This is a genomic window from Flavobacterium sp. DG1-102-2 (assembly GCF_033042555.1).
Classification (GTDB): Bacteria; Bacteroidota; Bacteroidia; order Flavobacteriales; family Flavobacteriaceae; genus Flavobacterium.
Window position 1 is genome coordinate 175,776 of record NZ_JAWLIK010000001.1, and the last position, 25,517, is coordinate 201,292.

The window sequence follows — 25,517 nt, forward strand, 5'->3', positions numbered from 1 at the left end:
GCCAGAGACTTTTCGACTTCGCTACGTTGCGCTCAAAATGAAACTCGGCAACCCAATTTTATTTAATGCATATCCGGTTCAGGCGGTTTTACAACACTGCCTTCTTCAGGGTAATATATACTTCCTTTAATTTCCTGAATATGTTTAGGGTCAAACCTTGGCAGCTGGAGTTCGCTGTTGTCCTTCCATTTTTTAACGGTTTTGGCCACTTCGGCCGTTTTTTCTTCAGAGTTGCCTTTATCACGAGCAAAATAGATGGTTTGCGATGGGTAGGCAAGATCGGTACCGCTTTTGGCAACGATATCCATGATACGCAGTAACAGGTCTTCCTGCACTTCCTGCGAAACATCCACATTAATAGCTTCTATGTAAGAGGTAACCTCTACTTTTAGCGCATCGGCAGTAATGCCCGTAAAACGCACGATAGGCGAGGAGTTGATAATGCTTGGGTGCGAATACAACAACGCACGTATCTCTACCAGGAGGAAACGCATCTGATCCGGCGTGGTCTCCATCCTGAAAGTAAGTATCGGGTTAAAGATGTAGCGGTCGCGATGGGCAAAATTTTCAATTTTGCTGGCGGCAAATTCGCCATTGGGTATGGTTACGATAGTACGCTGAGCCGTACGCAGGGTAGTAGAACGCATCCCGATAGATTCTACCGTTCCTTTGATATCGCCTATTCGGCAGTAATCGCCTACGCGAATGGGCTGGTCGGCAATCAGGGTAACGCTTCCCACGAAGTTTTCCATAGTCTTTTGAGCACCTAGTGCCAATGCGATACCTCCAATACCCAGTGCGGCTAATCCGGCAGTGACATCTACACCTACGACGCCCAGTATCGCAATGATACCAATAATGACGATTGCGACTTTAGTAGTACGCCTTAAGAACAGTATTACCGATATGGCAGAAATCCGTCCGCGGCGCGTCATCCTGTCTTTACTGAAGGAGCTAATAAAATCGGCCAGCCTCCATAGCAGCATAAGGAAAGCCACAATGGCTATAGTCACTATTATTACGCTGAAACGCTGGCGTACGATTATGGAGATGCCCAGGCGTTGTGTACTGATTACAAATATCTGTACTGCCAGGTACAGTTTAGCCGGCAGTGTAAAGGCTTCTATAACGGCAGCTACTTTTTCGGTTTTTGCCTTTCGCCACAGCAGGTGAAGCACTAAAGTTATAAACGCTACGATGGCCCATGCCAGCAGATAAGACAGTACTGTTATTACTACCATTACCAGCCAATGCCCCACAGGAACGCCTCCCAGTTTACGAACTTTAAGTACTTCCGGCAGATAACGGTCCAGTATGGTTTCTTCGCTGTCAATTTTTGCTTTGGCAATGGCATTAACAGTCTCGTCAGAGAACTGCCAAAGGGCAGGCTGCCCGTCTTCCGACTGGTTTTCAACGTAGAGGTTAATAAGTTCTTTGTTTGTTGTGATGGTACCTACAAGATCTACACCCGAAGCCTCGTTGTCATCTGTACGTCCGGTTGGCTTATTGCTTATAAGTGACGGTGACATGATATCGCCGTTACGGTCAAGCAGTTTCTGGAAAGCCTCTGCAATACGTATCCTTTCTTTTGCCCTTCGGTAAGATCTTTTGCTTAGTACAAGGTATTCGCTTGCGCGTGGATAATTTTCTTCGCCTAACGCTTTTATAAAACCGTTTACGGTTCCCTGCGGTGTACGCCTGCCAAGTGTATCATCCGGTGTTGTATCTGTTTCCTCAGTATTACCTTTGCCGCCCAACAATTGTGCTGAAGCAGTATAAGGCATTATACAGGACAACAAAACAAGGAGTAAAATAGTCTTTTTAAAGCTTGATTTTAAGTACGAATGCATAGGCGTGGTTTTTGTCGGAATTTTGGTGTACTAAAATTAGAAAATCTATCGTCTTATCTTGAGTTTTTTAACGAAAAGTTGGGTGAGAGTCATCAAGCCGTAAAGTCATCAGGATTTAAAGCACTTAAATAGCCTGATGATCTAACAATCGATAAATAAAAAACGCTCCCGTTACCGGAAGCGTTCCACTTTGTAAATATATAAACACGATAGTACTTACGATTCGCAGCTGCTGCAGCTCACCAGGCTTGTTACAAGCTCTTTAGATACACTTTGGCTTCTTTGGTAATAAAGGGTCTTGACACCCAGTTTCCACGCTTCAATAAGCAGTCCGTTCACATCCTTGATAGGCAGTTCTGCCGGGATGTTCAGGTTAAGGCTTTGTGCCTGGTCTACAAATTTTTGGCGTATTCCCGCCTGCTGGATTATCTCAAGCTGGCTTATTTCTTTAAATGTCTTGAATACGTCTTTTTCTTCTTTAGTAAGCTGTGTCATGTGATGAACGCTTCCGCCGTTAAGCATGATTTCCCTCCACACATCTTCGTTATCTAGCCCTTTGTCTTCAAGCAGTTGTTTAAGGTATTTGTTCTTACGCATAAAGTTCCCTTTAGAAAGTCCCGCCTTATAATAATTGCTGCTAAAAGGCTCTATACCCGGAGAAGTCTGCCCTAATATTGCCGATGATGAGGTTGTAGGTGCTATGGCAAGGGTAGTGGTGTTACGTCGTCCGTAGCCTTTGAGCAGTTCAGGTTCGCCATAAATGCGGGCAAGTTCCTGTGTTGCTTTATCTGCCTTTTCGCTAATGTGCTTAAAGATTTCGGTCGTTTTCATTTTAGCTTCCATACCTTCAAACGGAATCATGTTCTTTTGCAGGTAGGAATGCCATCCCAGAACGCCAAGTCCAAGGGCACGATGCCTTTTGGCAAATTTGTTGGCAGCCGTAAGGTAGTAGTCGCCTTCTGTTTTTTCAATAAATTCCTGTAGTACGGCGTCAAGGAAGAATATCGCAAGCTTAACTGCCTCGGTATCTTTCCATTCCTCATACAGTTCAAGGTTCATGCTCGACAGGCAGCAGATGAAAGATTCGTCCCTGCTTGAAGGCAGCATGATCTCACTGCAAAGGTTACTCGCGTTAATACGCAGGTTATTATCTTTATAAACCTGTGGCTTATTCTTGTTTACGTTATCGCTAAAGAAAATATACGGAAGCCCCTTTTGCTGGCGGCTTTCCAGCACTTTAGCCCATACGTGGCGTTTGTCTGTATCGCCGTCTATCATTTCCTGCATCCAGTAATCAGGTACACATACCCCTGTAAAAAGGTTTTGTATAGGGTTACCAATGCTTTTTATCTTAACGAACTCTTCAATATCCGGGTGATCAATATCCAGGTAGGCTGCAAACGCACCACGGCGCACGCCACCCTGAGATATGGTATCCATCGCGGTGTCAAACAGTTTCATGAAACTTACTGCGCCGCTGCTTTTACCGTTATCAGTTACAGCGCTTCCTCTTTCACGCATTTCTCCAAAATAACCTGACGTACCACCGCCAATTTTTGTCTGCATGATCACTTCGCCCAGTTTGTGGGTAATGCCCTCAATCTGATCCGGTACATGCACGTTAAAGCAGGAAATAGGCAGTCCGCGTTCGGTACCCATGTTGGCCCATATTGGCGAACTGATGCTCATCCAGCCGCGCTCAATCATTTCTACAAACGATTCCTTAAGCTCTGGTTTGTAAAGCCTTCGTGCTGCGGCAGAACAAATACGGTCTATGGCACCTTCTACAGTTTCGCCTTTAAGCAGGTAACCGCGGTTAAGTATCTGTTCGCTTTCAGAATTTTTCCACCACATTTTTGTGGTGCTGTCGTCGCCTAATAATGGTGGCTGCGGATTTGTTATAGAATCAATCATAATTAATCTTGGTAGGGTTGAATTAAAACAGGTCGTTTGCGGTTATGCTTTTATCATGCTTGGTATAGTCTACCGGTCGCTTGGCAAAGAAATCGTCAAGGCTGTTGGCAAAAACTTCTTCTTCAAACCATGCCATTGGCTTGTACTCTTCCTGGCTGATGTTAAAAATCGTTTCAATGCCTATCTGCTTAAGGCTTTCATCGATCCTGAACTTCATAAAGTTTACAAGGTCACGCTTATTGATGATCTCGATCTCTCCGTTTACAAAGATCCAGTCGAGGATGTTGGCCTCTACCTGTATGGAGTCTTTAACCGCTTCGCGAATTAATTCTATTGTATCAGCATTAAAATAATCAGGATGCTCTTCGCGTATTTTGTTTACGATATAGATGCCTGCATTAGCGTGTACCTGCTCATCTACCGATGTCCATGCTATAATGTTACTAACATTCTTCATGTAGCCTTTAAAACGCGTAAATGAAAGTATAATGGCAAACTGGCTGAAAAGCGATACATTTTCGATAAGGATAGAGAAAAGTATAAGCGATACTACATATTTCTTATTATCCTGGCTGCGGGTATCTTTTAGCACATTGCTTAAGTAATTAACACGGTTCATTATAACCGGCACATCCATAAGTTTTTCAAACTCATTGTTGTAACCTAATACTTCGAGCAGCCTTGAATACGCTTCAGAATGCCTGAACTCGCATTCTGCAAATGTGCTGCCAAGCCCGTTGAACTCCGGTTTAGGAAAATGCTCGTAGATATTACCCCAAAAGCTTTTTACGGCAACCTCTATCTGTGCAATGGCAAGAAGGCTATGTTTAATTGCTGTTTTTTCGGCAAGGTCGAGGTGGGAATGAAAGTCCTGCGTATCGGCGGTAAAATCTACTTCGCTATGTACCCAGTAAGCTTTATTGATGGCATCGGTAAATTTAAGCACCTCAGGGTACTCAAATGGTTTATAGTTGATTCTTTTATCGAAAATTGGCATAATGCAAAGAGTTATATATTGACGTTTTCTGGAACAAAAAATACGCTTGCGGAACCGCGTTGTGACGTTTATTTTTTTGTGTTTAACAAATGTAAGGCAACATCAAATTGTGTTCAATACCAGATTGATGATTATAAAATTTAGTTATCAACACTGTTGATTATCAGTAGCTTGTGATTTTAACAAAATATTATTAACAATCGGTCTAAATAGGCTAGGATGCATTGTTATAAGGAAATCTGAAAATTGAGAATAGAAGTTATAAACAATTTCAAATACTAATATCTGAATCCGAAATTAGGAGTTATTAACAGGTAAAATCACGAATTTCTATTTTTAGCCTTGTCTAAAATTCTTGAAGTCGCTAAACGATGGCAATTAGTGTTAGCTAATCTATAATATGCATTGCATTTTATGACAGGTTGCTTAGTTTTGCATGACATACTCAAAACAAGATATGAAATACAGTTTCTTATTCCTTATACTTTTTGCATACAATTTCTTTTTTGCCCAGCAGATAAAAAAGGTTGATTTTACAACGGCAGACGTAAACGTAACTTTTGATATTCCTCAAAAGGAGGTTATTGGTACGGTAACCTATGCTTTTGAAGTGCTTGATAAAAAAACCGATACAATATTTATAGATGCACAAAACATCAAGTTCAGCGATGTTACCATTAACGGTAAAAAAGCAGGATGGACAAATTCGGCGCACGCCTTAAAATTGTATAAAGGGTTTAAAAAAGGAAAGAACAAACTGCAGTTTAAATACACTGCAAAACCAAAGCAGACCCTGTATTTTGTAAAAGATGGCAGCGGCAATCAGATTTGGACTCAGGGACAGGGTAAGTACACCAGCCATTGGCTTCCGAGTTTTGACGATATTAATGAAAAGGTTATTTTTAATATGACCGTGGGCGATGCAGGTACGGGATACACCGTATTATCTAACGGTGTTATCAACAGGGAATTCACTCAGGAAAACCAACACTTTACCAGCTTTATGATGGAAAAGCCCATGAGCAGCTATCTTGTCATGCTGGCTGTAGGTAAATTCAGGAGGTGGGAAATGGCGACGGCATCGGGTACTCCGCTTGAATTTTATTTAAGGGACCAGGACAGTGCTATGTTTGCCGAAACCTACCGCTACAGTTGGGATATATTTGACTTTTTTGAAAAAGAGATAGGTGTTAATTATCCATGGAAATTATACCGCCAGGTGCCTGTACTCGACTTTTTATATGCAGGTATGGAAAACACTACCTCAACTATTTTTTCGCAGGATTTTGTGGTAGATTCCATAGGATTTAATGACAGGACATACACTAATGTTAACGCCCACGAACTTGCGCACCAGTGGTTTGGCGATCTTGTAACGGCCCAAAGCAGCAAACACCACTGGCTGCAGGAAGGTTTTGCGACCTATTATGCACTTCTGGCAGAAGAAAAACTTTTTGGCGAAGACCACTTTAATTATGAGATGTACCAAATGGCCGAACGATTGCAGCAGGCGGCAAAGTCTGATACAATTCCCGTGATGAATGAGAAAGCGAGTATGCTGTCTTTTTACCAAAAAGGAGCCTGGGCACTGCATGTGCTTAGGGAAGGTGTAGGGCATGATGCTTTTAAAAAAGCGGTAAAAACCTACCTTGAAAAATATGCCTATAAAAATGTAAATACCGATGAGTTTATCGCTGAGGTTAACAAAGTGAGCAGTTATGATACCGCTTCATGGAAAAAACGCTGGCTGGAAACAGGTGGTTTTGAAGTGACTGAAGCCATAGAATTACTCAAGAAAAACGAGTCTATGGGGTTGTATCTGGAATTAGGTGAATTACAGAAGAATACTTTCAGTCAAAAGAAAGAAACATTTATGAAGCTGATGGAATCTAACGCTTTTTATGCTCTTAAAGAAGAAGCGGTATTCCAGACAGCTGAAGTGCCTTTTGAAGAAAAGGCCGATTTTATACGTCTTGCCATGAAGAGCAAAGACCTTCGCATACGCCAGGCTGTAGCACGTACAGTAACCGCTTTTCCTGAAAGCTTTATCGAAGAGTATAAAACATTCCTGTATGACGAGTCATACATTACACCTGAGATAGCCATCAACATACTATGCAGGAAGTACCCCGAAAGGCAGGCAGAGTTTTTAGAAATAGGGAAGGATTGGGTAGGCTTCAACGACAAGAACTTAAGGATACTGTGGCTTACGTTAGCGTACACCGCGAAAGAGTACAGGACTGCCGATAAAGATGCTTTTTATGCCGAATTACAAAACTATGCAAGTGCGGGATACGAAAGCTCAATACGTACCAATGCTTTGGCTAACCTGCTGTACATAGGCAAGCCTGACGCCGCGGTTTTTGAAAATCTTGTAAATGCCACACTGCACCATAAATGGCAGTTTGTAAAATTTGGTAAAGATAACATCCGCAGGCTGTTAAAAAGAGAAGGTTACAGGGGCCAGTTTGAAAGCCTGCTGCCAAAATTGCCGGAAGCAGATAGAAAAAGTCTTGAGAAGTTATTGGCGGAGAAGTAGTTACTTTGGTAATAAATCACAAAACCAATATTGAGATTTAAATCCAGTGGTGTCATATTCTCTCAATACAATTTCTCCTTTTGTAAAATTCACAGGATGCTTAAAATATGGCCCGTCATAACAAAAGGTATGAAACTCGCCATTTTCACCGCAAATGTCTACACCTTCGGGCAGGTCGGCAATAAAACTTTCATCTATTATCCGCCCCACGAATGAACTGTCCAGTTTGCTGCCATCCACACAAACCGTAATGGCTTTAAAACCAAGGTTTATAAATTTTGTAAGCAGCTGCCGTGTGTCTTTTTTCCAAAGCGGGAACACCGTCTTGATTCCGAAAGGCTCAAGCTGCTTTTCACGGTAGGCTTTAAGATCTTCAAGAAAGATATCGCCAAAGGCAGCGCATTCATAATCCTGTTTCAGCAGTTCATTTACTTTTTCTTTAAGCAAAGATTCATATTCAGCATTCGTGGGCTGTTCAGGCAGTTCAACAGTTATTAAAGGTATGCCCATCGCGGCGATTTGCTGTTCCAGTAATTCTCTTCGCAGCCCGTGCATGCTCACACGGTTGTAGTGTGAGTTTACCGAAGTGAACAGACAGTCAACAGAATAGTTTTTATCCTGCAGAAGATAATATAAGGCAAGCGCGCTGTCTTTGCCTGTGCTCCAATTAAAGTAAGTTTTCAAGGCCGATTAGATTATACCGCAAAAGTAATAGATAACATACATTACTCAACAATAGAAAATATCCATGCCTCACCTGTTGCTTTATCATCGGCTATGAGATCAATAGCAGTAATTTTAGTAAAATTAAGTTCTTTGGGTAGGTTATTAAAGCTAGATGTAAGTCCGTCTTTCTCTGCGTTAAGCTGCCACTGTCCATTTTCTTTTTTATCACCCAGCTGAAAAGTGCCTTTTCCGTTAGCTTTAAGTTCAAGGTAACTGCCGGCAAGCATTTCGCCAAAGTCTTCTTTTTGTTTTTCAGTCATGTTCGCAGGTGCGGGACATTGCTTTAAATACCATTTTTTAGATAGTTGTGCAGTAGTTGCCTTTACGTATGTTTTTTTTGGAAGCTGCAGTGTTTCAGCAGCGGAAGTTACAGGCGGTGGAGGTACATTAGCGCCAATCCTTGCCAATACCAAGGAAAATTTATCCTCAAAATTCAGGGTGATGAGGTTCTTTTCAAATGAGGTTATAGGGTAGCCATATGATTTATTGTCGCCCGTGGTAAACTCCAGCCTTTTGTTTTTAACTGTCCATTTACCTGTTTCGGTAATGTTTATAAGCGTAATACTGTAGGTCTTGTCGGCTTTCAGCAGCATCGTCATTGAGCTCATCATAGTGCTGGCAGCTTCCTTTTTTCCATTGCTGACGCCGTCAGGAACTATTATAGTATAAAATTTCCAGTCGCCCGTAACATCACTAACCGATTGTGCTGAAATCGTAAAAGTATATAACCCAATGAACAGAGAAAGTAAAAGATTTTTCATAGCTGTAAGATAATTTAGATAAAAATAATAAAATTTCACTAAACTATCCTGATATATAAACTTGAGGCGAAGCTATTTTTTAACCCATTTGTCAAATACATCAATAACGTTTTGTTCCCTTATCGGTTTTACAACAAAGTCGCTCATACCAGACTCCAGACACTTTTCTTTCTCCCCTTTAATATTTCCGGCGGTTATGGCTACTATTGGCAGGTCTTTATTACCGCTAAGGCTTCTTATCGCTTTTGTAGCTTCATAGCCGTTCATAACCGGCATTTGTATATCCATCAGTACAATATCGGGTGTTAGGCGCTCACAAATATTTAAAGCTTCAAGGCCATTTCCTGCTTCTATAAGCATACTATCTGGTACGATTTTCTTTATGATTGACCGTATAAGCATCATATTTACAGGGTTATCTTCAGCTACAACAACTGTGAAATTCTCTTTTGCGGTATTTTCTATTATCAGTGTTTCAGTAACTTCAGGATCTTTTTGGTTAAGTCTTGACAAGAGATAATATATGTCCTGAATTTTAATGGGTTTTAATATCCTGTGTTTTACCTCCAGTCGGTTACAGGCATCAATAATGGTCCCGTCGTCAGATGAACTGTGCAATAAAATTATGGGCAGTTCATCGGCTGTGAAATAGAAAGTTTCACGTATCTTCTTTATTGTTTCAAGGCCATCCATAAACGGCATGTGGTAATCCATGATCACTACGTCAAATTTCTGGTCGTTTGACAGGTATTGCAGTGCTTCAAAACCATTTTTTGCCTGTACGGTATTAATGTTTTTTAGCGATAGCATTTCAGATAATATCATCCTGTTGTTCTCGTTGTCGTCAACAATCAATACGTTTTTGATACTGTCGATATTCTCCCATGTAACAGGATCTCCCTGTTCTGACCTGAAGGTCACATCAAAATAGAAAGTACTTCCCTCACCGGGGCTGCTTTCCAGCTGGAGATGGCTGCCCATAAGCGCAAGCAGTTTATTGGATATCGTTAATCCAAGTCCTGTACCGCCATATCGTTTTGTAGTGGAGTTGTCTTCTTGCGAAAATGCCTCAAATATTTTTGATTTTTTATCAGGCATAATGCCTATTCCCGTATCCCTTACTGCAAAGCGGATTGTTGTTTTTCCATCATCTTTTGCAATAGCATCTACTTTGAGTTCAATTTCTCCTTTCTCGGTAAATTTTGCAGCATTACCAAGCAGGTTTACCAGTATTTGTTTAAGCCTGATGGAATCTGTATAAATAAATCTTGGCAGGTCTCCTGAGATATTAAGAAGCATCTCAAGCCCTTTTGTTTGTACCGGATAGGTAATGATATCGGCAGCCTGGCCTGTAATTTCATACAGGTCGCACTTTTCGTTATCCAGTTCCAGCTTACCTGCTTCAATTTTAGAAAAGTCAAGGATGTCGCTTATAATACTCAATAGCGCATTAGCCGACTGATTTACTATTGAGAGGTATTGTCGTTGTGTCTCGTTAAGTCTAGTTTTCAGTACAAGATCTGTAAATCCTATTACGCCATTCAGGGGCGTGCGTATCTCATGACTCATGTTAGCCAGAAATTCAGATTTAGCAAGGTTTGCATTTTCAGCATTAGATTTAGCAATCCTTAACTCTTCGCGCTGGCCGATGATCTGGGTAATGTTTTGTGTAAACATCATCATTCCGCCTACATTGCCTTTAAACGTATACCATGGCCTCATCTCCCAGGTTATGTACTGGTCTTCAGTATCCTGAGGTAATCTATACCTGTCTTCTTCTCTTCGTTCTACAGCTCCGGCTAAAATGCGTTTATGGCGTTCTCTTCGTTCTTCGTCAATATCTTTAAAAACGTCATAGTGTGAAATGCCTATAATGTTTTGACCTTTAATATGGTAATCTTCCAGCCAGCGATTACTTACGGCAATATACTTCATGTCATTATCCAGCATCGCTACCGATGCAGGGGTGTGCTCAACAAACGCGGATAGACGTGCTTTTTCGGTGATAAGGGCATTTTCAGCAATCCTTTGTTCTGTAATATCTGTTGCAATACCGAGGTAGCCAATTATTTTATTATTTATATCCCTTATGGCTGTATTTACTACAGAGACTGTTCTTTTTGTACCATCTTTTCTTATGTAGGTCCATTCTTTTTTATCGGGTCCGACTGTTTCTGATTTGTAAACAAAGGCCCTGAAGCCTTCAATAGGAAAACCAAATTCATTGCTAAGATCTCTACTTAAGCGCTCAACTTCGGCAGGTTCATGCCATAGGGCAGGGGTTTGTCTGCCTATCATTTCTTCGGCGTCATAGCCAAGAAGCTTTTCTGCGCCTTTGTTAAACACATTAATGATACCGTTTGCATCAGTAGCTATAATACTAATCTCTGAAGCGGCCTGTAACACATCATTCAATAATTTACGTGAACTTTTAAGTTCAATTTGTGCCAGCTTTTCATCATTTATATCCTGAAAAGTACCGTAAATACGTTTACAAATACCGTCCTGAAACTCGACATTTCCAAGTGCACGCACCCATATTTCATTGCCCTGCAAATCAACTACCTGAAGTTCCAGGTCCCATGACTCTCCTTTTTCAAGGGCTTTGTTAATAGCTTGAGTTATTTTATTTCTGCTTTCACCTTCTTTATAAAAATTGATGGCTTTATCAAGCTCAGGTTCGTAGTCCTGTGGTACGCCATGAATTTCTTTTGTAACAGAAGTCCACATTATTTTTTGTTTTGGCACATTAAATTCCCATCCGCCCACGCGGGCAACATGGTTTGTTTGTTCCAGCGTTTCCTTCGTTTTTTTAAGGTCTTCTTCAAGTTTTATGCGCTCAGTAACATCAACAGCGTTACCAATTACATAATTTTCGCCCTCAAGGCTCTGTTCAAGTACATTGCTGTACAGCCATATGTGGTATGCACCGCTTTTATGGATTGTAACCATCTGCCCTTTAGAATAGCCTACACTACTAATCTCGTTAAGATACTGCGTTACATATTCATGCCTTTTAACAGGAACAATATCAAATAAACTAAGATGTAGTATCTCATCTTTTGTGTAGCCTAATATAGCTGCGCCCGCCTCATTTACATTTGTAAAATTGCCTTGAAGGTCATGAGTACACATAAATCCCTGCGAATTTTCAAAAAATATCCTTGCACGCTCTTCACTTATTTGTAATTCGCGCTCTCTTGTCTTTTCATAGGATATATCTCTTCCTATAGCAAACAAACTATCAGTTAAGGGCTCGGGCGTGCTCGCCCATTGAAGGGTTTTATAAGTGCCTGAAATCGTTCTTAAACGGTGTGTAAAATTAGCAGTTGGGTGGCCTTTTTCGATTATTTTTCTAAGTTCCTTTAAAGTAGTCTCAAGATCGTCCGGATGTACAAGATCAAAAAAGGAGGTCTTTAGCATAAAATCGGTGTCCCATCCCAATATCTTTTCAAATGCGGGGTTAACTTTTTTAAAGTAACCATCTGTGCCTGCTACAGCAATAAGATCATCAGACGAATCAAAAAGGTCTTTAAAGCTTTTCATCTCAGCTTTTTCTCTGCGTTCTGCAATGAGGGTCATTACTTCTTTAGCAAGCAATTGCAGTGCTTTCCTCTGCTTCTGTGTAAGCGTTTTAGGAGTACGGTCTATAACGCATAATGTACCCAGGGCATATCCATCGGCATCAATAATGGGCTGTCCTGCATAGAAAGATATATTAGGGTTTCCTGTAACGAGGTCATTGTCTTTAAACCGGTCATCTTTTGCAGCGTCTTCCACTTCAAAAATATCGTTGTCCATTATGGCATACTGGCAAAAAGCAAGGTCGCGGCTTGTTTGTTCAGCATCCAGCCCAATTCTTGATTTAAACCATTGGCGATCATGGTCAATTAGCGAAACGAGTGCAATAGGCACATCGCATATTAAAGATGCCAGTTCGGTTATCCTGTCAAATTCTTCTTCGCTTAGTGTATCAAGAATTTCGTATTTTCTTAAAGCACTCAGCCTCTGCGCCTCGTTTGCAGGCCTTGGATACTGTTTCATTAACGAAAACGGTTTAATTGCTTATTAAAGATAAATTATTATGTGGTTTGTTGTATATTTTTTGGCCTTATAATAACAGGTTGTGCGCCTGTTTACAATGCTTTAATTAAACTGTTTTATCTATTGGATATGCAAAGATTAGAATGTTTTTTAAATTTTTTTAAAAATGCGGTAAACGCGGTCTTTTTATCGGTTAACGGTGTCAAAAGTCGATAAATATTATGGGTGTTAATCATCTAAATAATGAATTGAAGGTATCCTATGCCTATATTTTTAGACCTTACTAAAAACCTGAGCATAAGTAGTCATCTATATGCTTCTATTGAAATAGTACAATTAGATAATAATTAAAAAATAAAATTGAAGCTATCTAAATGTGTATATGTTAAAAAGAAGCTTTAGAATTAATTATAATATATTCATTTTCATTTGTTTGTTAATTTTTTTTACCTAAAAAAAATTAACAATAGTTGCCTTTCATGGCCATTATTTGTTAGGTAAAAGGTGCGTATTTCATCTGTTAAATTTGTGCTTTCATAGATTAAAAGCATCCTTTTGACGGAGATTATTAGATTTTAAAACTACGTATTAGTGTTGTTTATACATTTGACCCATAATACGTAACTAAGTTTTTGATTTCTAAATAATTATTAATATTTCCTTACATCATGAAAAAAGTTCTTACAATAAGCTTTTGTCTTTTAGGTCTTTTAATCACATCTTCTGTTTCTGCACAGGCTACTGCTACAGCAAATGCATCTGCTACCATCGTAACACCAATCAGTATCGCTAAAACTGCCGATATGAATTTTGGTAACATAGCGACCGATGGAAACGTTGGTACAGTAGTGCTTACACCGGGAAGCGCCCGTACATTTACAGGTGGTGTAACCCTGCCGGCAGCAACAGGTACCGTAACTGCAGCATCGTTCACTGTAACAGGTTCGGGTGCATATACTTATGCAATCACGCTTCCTGCTTCGGTAACAATCACAAGCGGTTCTGACTCTATGATTGTTGATAACTTTACAAGTACGCCTTCTGGAACAGGAACACTAAGCTCCGGTACACAAACAATCAACGTAGGTGCAACTTTGAATCTTGTGGCATCTCAGGCAGAAGGTACCTATACATCGGCAACAGCATTTCCTGTTACCGTAAATTATAACTAAAAGATAAAATAAGTATATGGCTGCTTTAATGTTACAGTTAAAGCAGCATTAACTATTTATAGAAAGTATATGAACAATACCCTTTATGTAAAGGCGGGGTTCGCTCTGCTTATGCTTTTAACAATAATTACAGCAGATCAGCCGGTACACAAAACAGATAGCGTGTCTCAGGGTGATCTTGTTATTATGCCGCGCAGGGTACTGCTTGATAATGCTAAGAGAACACAGGAGCTTAATATTGCTAATACAGGAACCGATAGTGCTAAATATCTTATTTCTGTTGTGCAATACAAGATGCTTGAGAGTGGGGCCTTTCAGGAAATTACCGAACCTGAGGCAGGCCAAAATTTTGCTAATAAAAATTTTAGGTTTTTTCCGAGGAGTGTTACACTTGGCCCTAACGAATCGCAGACTATTAAGGTGCAGTCAATAAACACGGGAGAACTTCAGGCGGGAGAATACAGATCGCATCTTTATTTTAGGGCAGTTGCAGAGGAAACTCAGGTGGATGAAACAGCAAAAGTCCCGAAATCACTATCAGTCCAGTTAACGCCAACATTCGGTATAGCTATTCCAATAATTATCAGGACAGGCACAACTAACCTGAGCGTAAAAATGGACAAACCTGTATTATCAGTTAACGATAAAGGTGCGCCACAATTAGAAATGACATTTAACAGAAGCGGTAACATATCTGTTTACGGTGATGTAAAAGTAGAACACATATCTGATAAAGGAAAAATTACTCAGGTGGGTACTGCCAAAGGACTTGCGGTATACACACCAAATCTAAAAAGGAAGCTGCTGCTTCCGCTTGAAAAAAACACGGGGGTAGATTATCATAAAGGAAAATTGAAGATAACCTACCTGACATCTGCAGAGGTAAACCCCGAAGTAATAACCTCTACACAGATTGACCTCATTTGATTGAAATTGTTAACCATGCCATAGAGCGGACAAATTAAGAACACAACACATGAAAAGAGGATTTTTTGCTTTATCGTGTAGATGTACACTTATGATTTTTGTACTGCTGATGGCTAATTTCAGGCTTTTTGGGCAGTCGGTAATCACTAATTATACACCGTCTTATACCACAGCTGCCGGTTTCACACCTATTACCGGAGGCCTTACTACGACATGGACAGGCACGACAGATGACGGGGCATCTGCTTTAATCCCAATCGGATTTGATTTCTGGTACATGGGAACTCGTTACACCAATGTTTCTGCCACGACTAATGGGTGGCTATCTATGGGCGTTGTACCTACAGATTACGCCTATGCAAATAATCTCGTTTCGGGAGGTACGCGGCCGGTAATTGCGCCACTATGGGATGATCTTGACATAGGATCTAATTCAAACGTAACCTACAGGACAACAGGTACTGCGGGAAGCAGAATATTTACGGTGCAGTATTTAAATGCAGAATGGAATTATCTGTCTATTGGGGCGGTATGTTCTTTTCAGGTAAATTTTTACGAGACTACCGGCAAAATAGAATTTGTTTACCGGTCTGATCTTTTTGGCGCAAGCTCACCTTCAGCATCCATAGGCATAACAGGTGCTGCTACAGGATCGGGTAATTATCTGTCGATTAATAATGCGGGAACAGCTGTTAGTTCAACTTCCGAATCCAGCGTTACAACAAAACGCGTAACAGGCAGGACATACGGTTTTACTCCACCCATACCTACAGTGCCGGGAAGCCTGACTTTTACGGCATTAGCTCCAACATCGATGACACTGAACTGGACCGACCTTTCTATCAACGAGAGGGGGTTTGTTATTTACAGATCGACCGATGGGGTAAACTATACTTTTGCTACACAGGTAGCCGCAGGAGCTACATCTTCAATACAATCAGGGCTTACAACAGGAATAACATATTACTGGCGTATTTATGCTGTTACCGAAGGCGGTTTAAGCACTGCACTTAGCGGTTCGCAAATAACAAGCTGCACAGGGCCGGCGATTTCGCAGCTTCCGGCTACTGGGCTAATTTCAAATTATAAGCTGGAAGGTTCTCCTGCAGATGCAGCGGGAACTAACCTTGGGACTTTTCAGGGAGGTATACCATCGGCATCTGCCGACAGGTTTAACGTTGCAGGAAAGGCAATAACCCTTAACGGAACAAGTAATTATATATCTACAACAAATTCGTATGTAAACCCATCATCTATAAGTATATCTTCATGGTTTAAGACAACGTCTACTACAGGTGGTGCACTCATGGGTTTCTCAAGTCTGCAAACAGGAGCAGGTGGCAGCCGTGACAGGTTTTTGTACATGACAAACTCCGGAATTTTGTACTTTGCTGTTGCACCGGGTGCTGTAAAAAAATACATTTCTACAACTAATCCATATAACGATGGTAACTGGCATCAGGTAACTGCAACTTTAGGGGCTGGCGGTATGAAACTATATGTAGACGGCATACTTGCTGCGAGCGACCTAAGCGTTACTACAGCAGAAACTACCACAGGATACTGGCGTTTAGGGCACAGCGACATTTCTACATGGCCTAACGAGTCATCGAGCTATTTTTTTCAGGGCATGCTGGATGACATGGTAATTTACCACAGGGAATTATCTGCCTCTGAAGTAGGGGTTTTATATAACAGTCCCGATGGGGCAGGAAGTAATTCGCCTGTTTGTGCAGGTGCAGCACTAAATCTTACTGCTACTTCAGTATCGGGAGCAACCTACGCCTGGACAGGCCCTAACGGATTTACTTCTACACAACAAAACCCAACTATCACCTATACCGCTGCCTATGCAGGTACTTACACCGTCCAGGTTACAGCACCGGGATGCGCCGCTGTATCTACAGCTTATGTAAATGTTACATCTACAACCGCTGCCGGGCAATGGACAGGAAACGTAAGCACAGACTGGGCCAACGCTTTAAACTGGTGTAATGGGGTAGTACCTACAGCTACTACAGATGTAATCATAACATCTGGCGTGACCAATATGCCAAATATAAGCACAAGCGTAGCATGCCGTAACCTCACCGTTAATGCAGGGGCAACGGTAACGCTTACAGGTACGGGAACATTAAACATTGCTGGCACGCTTACAAACAGCGGTACATTTGCTAATACTGGAACCGTAGCCTTTAACGGTACAACAGGACAACAGACATTTGCAGGCATAAACAGCTTTTATAATCTTACGGTAAGTAACAGTACCGGATTGCTGTTACCATCTTCTATTACAATTGCAAACGACCTTGTACTCGCTGCCGGTGTATTAAACGCCAATAATTTTAATATTACGATTGCCGGAAACTGGACAAACAATGCTTCAGCATCGGCTTTTGCGCCGGGAACAGGTACTGTTTCATTTAACAGCACGACAGCTAAAACAATAGGGGGAAGCGTTTCAACTACCTTTAATAATTTAACCATATCTAATACCGCAAATACAGTCAGTCTTGCCGTAAACATTGCAATTAGCGGCAACCTTACCGTAAATACAGGAACACTTGATTTAGGTGCCTTTACGGCAAACCGTGCCACAGCTGGTGGAATTTTGACGGTTGCCAATAACGCGACATTAAAAATAGGAGGTACAAATACTTATCCGTCAAACTACAGTACTAACACTTTAGTAGCCGCCAGTACGGTAGAATATTATGGCGCAAGCCAAATAGTGGCTAACCAGACCTATGGAAATTTGAGATTAAGCGGTTCGTCAGGCACGGCAGCAAAGTCATTCCCTACATCGGCCATGACAATAGTAGGTAATTTAACGAGTACGTTAGGCACAGCTACATCTGTTACATTTGGTGCAGGTGCGGCTCTTACTGTAAATGGTAATGTTGTAGTAGGAGCCTCAACTACATTTAGCGGGAACAGTTTTACCATTACTGTAGGCGGCAATTGGGCAAACGCAGGAAGTTTTGCAGGAGGCACGGGTACGGTTGTATTTGCAGGGCCCGGTACAACAGTAAGCGGCGCAGGAGTTCAGGGGTTTAATAATCTTACGGTTTCGGCACCTATGGTAAGTTTTTCTGCCGAAGGCGTGACCTTATCAGGTAATCTCGCAACTACAGGATCGGGGGCATTTACCCAGGCATCCGGAGGAACATTAACCATGACCGGGGCGGGCACAACAATTTCAGGAAACTCAATTTCACCCGATAATCTTACCATTACAAGTCCTGCAACGGTAACCACGGCCTCATCTATTATAATTACAGGTAACCTTAATGTTGCAGGAAGCTTTATAGCAAGCTCAGGGACAATTACCATGAGCGGGGCATCAAAAATAATATCAGGATCAGGTACAAAAACATTTAGTATACTGTCTATAACAGGAACAGTTACTACGGCAGTTAGCTTTACTGTCTCATCAGGGCTTATAGTCTACGGAAGCCTTACGGCATCGGGGGGAACGGCGACATTTACAGGAACCTCAAGCCTGAGTGGCACGGCCAATTTATTTAGCGTAACCATAAATGGTACATCGTTACAATTATCGGCAAATGCCATTTTGGGAGTTGCAGGAGCACTAACATTAACATCGGGCACGCTTAATGTAAGCTCAACACCAAACACCGTAAATTTTAACGGAAGCGGTGCACAAACAATTAATGCGATTACTTACAACAACCTTATTTTTAGCACAGGGGGCACTAAGACCGCGGCCGGGGCTATAACAGTGAATAATGATATAACTATTGGCACAGGCACTACTTTTACCGCAGGAAACTTTACGCATTCCATATATAACAACTGGTACAATAACGGAACATTTACGGCAGGCTCAGGTACCGTACAGATATTAGGAACGCAAAATTCGGTAATAAGCGGGGCAACGACATTTAATATCCTTACAATAAATACTACAAGTGCGGCGGTGGGTGTTACGCTGCTTAACAACGTTACAGTGGCAACGGTTAACATGACCAGTGGTACTATGTATACCGGAGCAAATACATTGACAATGACCGTTGACAGGACAGGTCCCGGAATAATCCTTGGTACAATTACGAGGGCACATAGTTTTGGTTTGCTGCTATCAGGGTATGCGTTTGAGAGTCCTCAAAATACAATAACTTTTACTTTGGCATTAGGTGTTAGCAATGTTACCGTTTCTGTTGTTCTTGATCCTCCCGGCGATTTCCCGTCTAACGCATCTATTAAAAGGACATATACCGTTACTATACCTAATAGCATCAGCCTTATCGGTGTAATGCGCTTTCATTATGAAGATAATGAGCTAAATGGTAATAATGAAGCCACAATGACGGCCTGGAGAAACAATGGTACTGGATGGGTATCTAACGGAAAAACAAGTAACGACCCTACAACAAATTATGTGGAAACGGTGGTACCGGGTACAGGCACATACAGATGGACACTTTCTGATGCGCAAAGCGTAATACAGTGGACAGGAGCTACCAGCAGCGATTGGAATACTGCATCAAACTGGAGCCCGGCGAGTGTGCCCGGTCCATCAAATACCGTAAATATTGGTACAGCGGCATTTACTAATCAGCCTGCCATAAGTACAGCGGTTACTGTAAAAAACATCAACTTTGGCAGCGTCCAGGCCGCGACACTTTCCATGAATACAGGCGGATCACTCACAACATCAGACATCAGGGGGATATGGAGTGCTAATGCAACACATATCATAAATGTAAATGCGCAGACTGTAAACATTAACGGCGATCTTTCTTTAAGTGATGGTACTGCGGGGCGTGCCATCAATTTAAATATTGGCACAGGAACAGTAAATATTACAGGCTCATTAACCCAAAGAGGTAATGCAAATGTGGTGTTTGCAGGGGCGGGTAACCTTACTATTGGCGGTAATTTTAACTACACTAACGGAACTTTTACCCCCTCATCGGGCACGGTTACTTATAATGGTACCTCTAATCAGGTTGTAGCGGCAGTGCCTTACAATAATTTGGTAATCAATAAAACCACCACAGGAGCAACAGCTATTGCAACAGGCGCTTTAACCATAAACGGAAATCTTACCATATCAGCAGGAGAACTTGATAGCGATGGTGCTAATACCGTAATAGGCAATGTAACAGTTGTTTCGGGAGCTGTTTACCAAAACAACAGCACAGTTACCGTAGGCGGAAACTGGAACAACAGTGGTTCCTTTATCTCTAACACTTCAGGAACGGGCGTAATCTTTAACGGATCTGGTGCGCAAAGCATATCGGCAACGACATTTAATAATCTTGAATTCAATAAACCTGTAGGTACAGTTGCAACCCTTACGGGAAATGTAACCATAAAAGGAAATCTTACCGGTACATCAGGTACGCTGGATATACAATCTTTTGTATTTAACAGGGATGTACAGGGGGGTACGGCGACATTAAGTGATGCCTCAACACTAATTATAGGTGCGAACAATGCACCTAACAAATTTTCCAGCTATGCCTTAAGTACTAATAGTACAGTAGTTTTTAACGGTACAGGTGCACAGAGTTTATTGCTTCCCGGCCTATCATATGGAAATCTGACCTTTAGGAATGCGGGTACAAAAACCTTATCTACGGCTATTAATGTAAAGAACAATTTAACTATAGAGAATACAGCTGTAGTAGATGGAAGCTCTAATACGGTAACAATAGGCGGTAACTGGCTGAATAACGGGTCATTCGTTCCGTCTACCGGTGCTGTCATATTTACAGGAGGTGCTAATTCTATAACAGGTAATACAACATTTAATAAAGTAACCATTGCCGGAACCTATACCATTTTTAATAATGTAACTTTTAATGGCCTGCTCGAAATTACAGCTTCGGGGTCACTTAACGGAGGGTCTGGTATTACAACCACTCTTAATGCCGACTTAACGAATAGGGGTACACTTAATACATTAGGCATTACTACCTTTACCGGTAATGTTTTACAAACACTCAGTCTTATAAATGCAGTGTCCACTGTTGCAGCCACGGTTAATTTTAACGGTACGGTTTCTCCAGTGTTAAATTCTACTTCGCCGCCTCAGTTTGCTACATTGAATATAAATAATACAGGCGGTGTTAACCCTAGCGTAGGGTGGAATATAGCTACGGCACTTACCGTGGGCACGGGTGCTTCTTTTAACGGAGGGTCTTCTACACATACGCTACTAGGAACTTTAACCAATAACGGAACTATAACAAGCACTGGAATCTTAAATTTTACCCCATCTGCGGCAGCTTTGATTAATATGGGCACAAATTTTACCAGTACAGGTACGGTTGTCTTTGGGGGAGCGGGGGCAATAACACTGGCAGGAAATCCGGGTTCGCTACGTAACGTATTTATATCTAATACAAACGTTGCAGGGGTAAGTTCGGTTTCAAATCTAACTTTAACAAACAACCTTACGATACTAAACGGATCTATCTTTAATGCCGGAAGTTATACTTATGTAATTGGCGGTAATCTGGCTAACAACGGAACCATAAATAGCGGAACATCTACCTTTAACCTTAACGGAGCTACTGTCCAGAACATCAATTCTGTGTCCCCACTATATAACCTTGTTATAAATAATGGCGCTGGTACGGTTACAGTATCTACAAATGTAACGATAAACAATGTACTTACTTTTACTGCCGGCAAGATACAGACGGGCAATTATACAGTTATACAACCAGCTTCAGGAACAGTTTCGGGTGCTGCACAGGCTACCGGCTGGGTGTATGGCAAACTCCAAAAAAATACGGGAACTGGAACGGTAACCAAAACATTTGAGATAGGAAATCAGGCCAATTATCTTCCTGTTTCGGTTGGTTTTGCCAATGTTTCTGTTGCTGGAAACCTTATGGTATCTACTACAGAAGGCGATCATCCAAGCGTGAATAATTCAATGCTAAATCCGGCCCTGACTGTTAACAGGTATTGGACTTTAAGTAATTCGGGTATAGTATTTAGTACAGCAGCCGTTACGTATAATTACCTGGCTTCAGATGTTGATTCAGGAGCCGTAACAAGTGCTTTTGTATTGGCTGAATACAGCAATAGTGCATGGACTTATCCAATGGTGAATGGTTTAACGGCTACAAGCCTTACCGCAAGCGGTATTACCTCTTTTGCAGATTTCCAGATAGGACAGATGGCGATATCAATAAAAACATGGGATGGCGGTGCAGGAACATCTAACTGGGGTGATGCAGCCAACTGGAATACCGATGGCGTTCCTACCGTGAATGATAATGTTGAACTTACAGGGCCTTATATAATCAATATTAATGTTCCTGCGGTAACAAAGAACCTTTTGCTTAGTAATCCGGGACTGGTGTTGAGTACCGTGGGCGCAAATACGCTTTCGGTTTCAGGAAACATGACGCTTGCTTCGGGTACGTTTAACATGGCGGGTGCATTCCCAACAATTACAGGCCTAATCGATTTCTCGGCAGGAACAGTAGGATTTACAGGAACTGTATCGCAAACTATACCTGCATTAAATTATTATAACCTGGTAAGTAGTTCTACAGGGCCAAGGGTATTTGCATCAAGCGGTATAATTGGAGTTTATAATTCTTTTACCTCCGGCATTAATGCGTATACCGTTACAGGAAGTACAGTAAGTTATAATGGAGAATCACAAACAGTGGCGTCATCTGTATATAATAACCTTTCGTTAGACAACAGGGGTATGAAAACTTTTGCAGCCGGTACTACGCGTGTGGCAGGCAACTTAACAGTTGCAGGCACAGTAACTACCGATGCAGTAACCAATGTAAACACAGTAAGCTATAATGGTACTGCCAACCAAATCGTAACTGATATCCCTTATTATAACCTTGACGGGTCAAATCCGTCAGGAGTGGTAATGCTTACTGATGCATCAGTAAAAAACGTGTTGAGTGTTAGCGCCGGATCAGTTCAGATAGGAAATTCTGCCACTGTCCGAAAAGTAACAGCATCAGGTGGTATCACAGTAGCAAGTGGAGCAACTTTTACCATAGCTACAACTTCAGATGCTAAACACAATGTAAACATAGGCGGCGATCTCGTTAGTAATGGCGTGTTTGACATGACCGCCGATGCAAATAGCCTTGGCTCAGTAAACTTTGTAAAAGATGGAAATCAGCTGGTTTCAGGCTCAGGAACAGCTGATTTTAATGATATAACATTAAATCAGGGATCAAACAGCATAAATACATTAGATGTGACAACCGCAGGATTTACAGCTCCGGCAGGTTTTCTTACGTTAAGAAATGGAACATTTAAGCTGAACAATGCAAGCGTGAATGTTACTCTATTTACAGCAGATATAACTACGGGAGCTTTCTTAATTCCTGCAAGTGCAGGACTATGGGTAAATGCAGGGACTGTAAGTTCGACGGCCATGAACTGGACCATTGGCGGATTGGTAAAAGTAAGCGGCGGAACGCTAAATATGGGTAATGCAGCTAACAATGTGGTAATTCCTAAAAACCAGGCGCAGTTCTCAATATCAGGAGGAACGTTGAATACTGCGTCAGCCATTAGCAACCCGGGTGTGGCGTGGAGGTTTGAAATGCAGGATGGTACAGTAAATGTAAATACTTTAGGCAGTACAGCAGGCGGCATTGCACCATTTAACATGGATACTGCGGCATCTGTATTTAATGTAACCGGCGGCAGGTTAGTTGTTCAGAACTCAGGTGGTACAGCAGGACAAAATTTGGGTTACCAAAACATCTCAACAGGAGGTACCGGTTTTACTGGCGGCACTTTACAAATGGGTAACGCTTCAACATCAGGAACACAAACCATGCTTATCAATACAGTTAGGCCATTATATAACCTTGAGATAGGCAGCGCTAATGTAACAATACCGTTAACAATTAATGATTTAACTGTTAGTAATAATGTTACAGTAACTGCCGGGACGCTAAACATAAATAGCAGGGTTATAAAAATAGGTGGTGGCATAAGCAACAATGGGAGCTTTATAGCAAGCAGCGGAACTGTGGAGATGAACGGCAGTGCCGCACAATCTATACCCGCAGCTGCATTTACAGGTAATCTGATACGTAATTTAACGGTAACCAATACAGCCGGGGTAAATCTGGGCGGTGCTTTAAGCCTGACGGAAATACTTAAAGTGAATACAGGAACATTTAATGCATCGGGTAATTTAACGCTGGTTTCTTCTATAGACAAAACAGCATTGATAGATGGAAGCGGTGCAGGGAATGTGTCAGGAAACATTAATATGCAGCGTTACCTTGTGGCAGGTTTTGGGTATAAATATTTTAGTTCGCCTGTGCAAAATGCAACTGTTGGAAGCTTTGCGGCAACCGTCGACCTGAATGCCAGTTTTGCTAATTTCTATAAATATGAAGAAAATAAAGTAAGCAGCGGTTTTACAACGTATACAAATCCTGCGTCGCCATTAATCCCGTTAGAAGGTTATGCCGCCGATTTCGGGCCGTCTCCGGTTCAAAAAACAGTAAGTATCTCCGGGATAGCAAATAACGGTGCCTTATCGGTTACGTTATACAATCATAACCAGCCTTACACAAAAGGATTCAACCTCGTGGGAAATCCATATCCATCCCCTATCAATTGGGATGCTTCTTCAGGGTGGACAAAAACGAATATAGATAATGCACTGTATTTCTTTAATTCAGGAACAACAAGCCAATATACAGGAGCTTACAGCACATACATTAACGGAGTGTCCAGCGACGGTGTTGCCGGGCCTATAATCGCTTCAATGCAGGGCTTTTTTGTACACGTTAGCGATGGCGGCTACCCTGTTGCAGGTACACTTGGTATAAATAACAGTACCAGGACTACCGATCTTTCTCCTGTGTTCCATAAATCTACCTTCAGGGTTATGGAGCCGCCACCGGGTAAGCCAAGAGTACTGGTGCGTGTTAGTGCCAATTTTACTGATACCGAAAAATCTGCTGATCCGCTGGTGGTGTATACATCAGACAGCGCTACGCCCGAATTTAATGGAAATGTAGATGCCATAAAACTTATGAATATAGATGAGCAGACGCCAAGCATATATTCCATAAGAGAAGATACTTCTAAAAAAATGGCTATCAATGCAATTACCGAGGTAGACAGTACAATGGTAATTCCTGTAGGTATTAAGACCGAAAGAGATGGTAAAGTAAGCTTTAACCTTCGCGACCTTGAGAATTGGCCTACCTATCTTAACCTGTACCTGAGAGACGCTGAAACAGGCATCAATCATGATCTGCAGAATAATGAACCTTACATTGTAGAGTTAAAAAAAGGAACTGTTGAAAACCGTTTTTCGCTGGTTTGCTTCCCTGCCGGAGGTAACAGTGGTGAAGATATCTTTATAGCCTATGGAAAAGCTGATGATATGTATGTAAGGATAAAGCTGGAAAAGGAACAAATGGGCACACTTTCAATTACCAATCTTCTGGGACAGCAGGTATCAAGTATGCCTGTAAGCGGTAACGGCGATTATAAGCTGCAGGGATTAACGGTTAACGTGATTTACTTTGTTACCCTTAGCACCCCAAAAGGAAATCATACCCTAAAAATTTTAACCGCCGAACGATAAAT

The 25,517-nt window shown here is 41.5% G+C and carries 10 protein-coding genes; 4 read left to right on the forward strand and 6 right to left on the reverse strand.

Annotated elements, in window-relative coordinates; all coding sequences use genetic code 11:
* Positions 1-62: 62 nt before the first annotated feature.
* The 3 genes from R1T16_RS00660 to R1T16_RS00670 all read right to left on the reverse strand — a co-directional run bounded on the left by R1T16_RS00660 (position 63) and on the right by R1T16_RS00670 (position 4,761).
* Positions 63-1,850 (reverse strand): mechanosensitive ion channel family protein, encoded by a 1,788-nt coding sequence (locus R1T16_RS00660; protein ID WP_317499127.1) that lies wholly within the window; start codon positions 1,848-1,850, stop codon positions 63-65.
* 216 nt (positions 1,851-2,066) lie between these two features.
* Positions 2,067-3,764 carry a ribonucleoside-diphosphate reductase subunit alpha gene (locus tag R1T16_RS00665; protein ID WP_317499128.1) on the reverse strand — a complete coding sequence of 566 codons (1,698 nt, stop codon included), beginning with the start codon at positions 3,762-3,764 and terminating at the stop codon, positions 2,067-2,069.
* Between the two features lie 22 nt (positions 3,765-3,786).
* Positions 3,787-4,761, reverse strand: coding sequence for a ribonucleotide-diphosphate reductase subunit beta (locus R1T16_RS00670; protein WP_317499129.1), 975 nt, complete (start codon positions 4,759-4,761; stop codon positions 3,787-3,789).
* Between the two features lie 457 nt (positions 4,762-5,218).
* Here R1T16_RS00670 and R1T16_RS00675 point away from each other — a divergent pair, with 457 nt between their 5' ends.
* Complete coding sequence (locus R1T16_RS00675; RefSeq protein ID WP_317499130.1) at positions 5,219-7,300, forward strand: M1 family metallopeptidase; 2,082 nt, start codon at positions 5,219-5,221, stop codon at positions 7,298-7,300.
* Here the strand turns inward: R1T16_RS00675 and R1T16_RS00680 are convergent, their stop codons facing one another.
* The 3 genes from R1T16_RS00680 to R1T16_RS00690 all read right to left on the reverse strand — a co-directional run bounded on the left by R1T16_RS00680 (position 7,301) and on the right by R1T16_RS00690 (position 12,831).
* Complete coding sequence (locus tag R1T16_RS00680) at positions 7,301-7,984, reverse strand: diphthine--ammonia ligase (protein WP_317499131.1); 684 nt, start codon at positions 7,982-7,984, stop codon at positions 7,301-7,303.
* A gap of 41 nt (positions 7,985-8,025) precedes the next feature.
* Positions 8,026-8,787 (reverse strand): hypothetical protein, encoded by a 762-nt coding sequence (locus R1T16_RS00685; RefSeq protein ID WP_317499132.1) that lies wholly within the window; start codon positions 8,785-8,787, stop codon positions 8,026-8,028.
* A 72-nt stretch (positions 8,788-8,859) separates the two neighbouring features.
* Positions 8,860-12,831: a PAS domain S-box protein gene (locus tag R1T16_RS00690; RefSeq protein WP_317499133.1), complete on the reverse strand. Its 3,972-nt coding sequence runs from the start codon at positions 12,829-12,831 to the stop codon at positions 8,860-8,862.
* Positions 12,832-13,499: 668 nt separating this feature from the next.
* Between R1T16_RS00690 and R1T16_RS00695 the strand changes: the two genes are divergently transcribed.
* The 3 genes from R1T16_RS00695 (at position 13,500) to R1T16_RS00705 (ending at position 25,515) form a co-directional block, all read left to right on the forward strand.
* Complete coding sequence (locus R1T16_RS00695; RefSeq protein WP_317499134.1) at positions 13,500-14,003, forward strand: DUF4402 domain-containing protein; 504 nt, start codon at positions 13,500-13,502, stop codon at positions 14,001-14,003.
* A 69-nt stretch (positions 14,004-14,072) separates the two neighbouring features.
* A complete protein-coding gene (locus R1T16_RS00700) occupies positions 14,073-14,930 on the forward strand; it encodes a molecular chaperone (RefSeq protein WP_317499135.1) in 858 nt (285 codons plus the stop codon).
* Between the two features lie 49 nt (positions 14,931-14,979).
* The gene (locus tag R1T16_RS00705; RefSeq protein ID WP_317499136.1) at positions 14,980-25,515 is read left to right on the forward strand and encodes a LamG domain-containing protein; all 10,536 of its coding nucleotides are present in this window, start codon (positions 14,980-14,982) and stop codon (positions 25,513-25,515) included.
* The last annotated feature ends 2 nt before the right edge of the window (positions 25,516-25,517 follow it).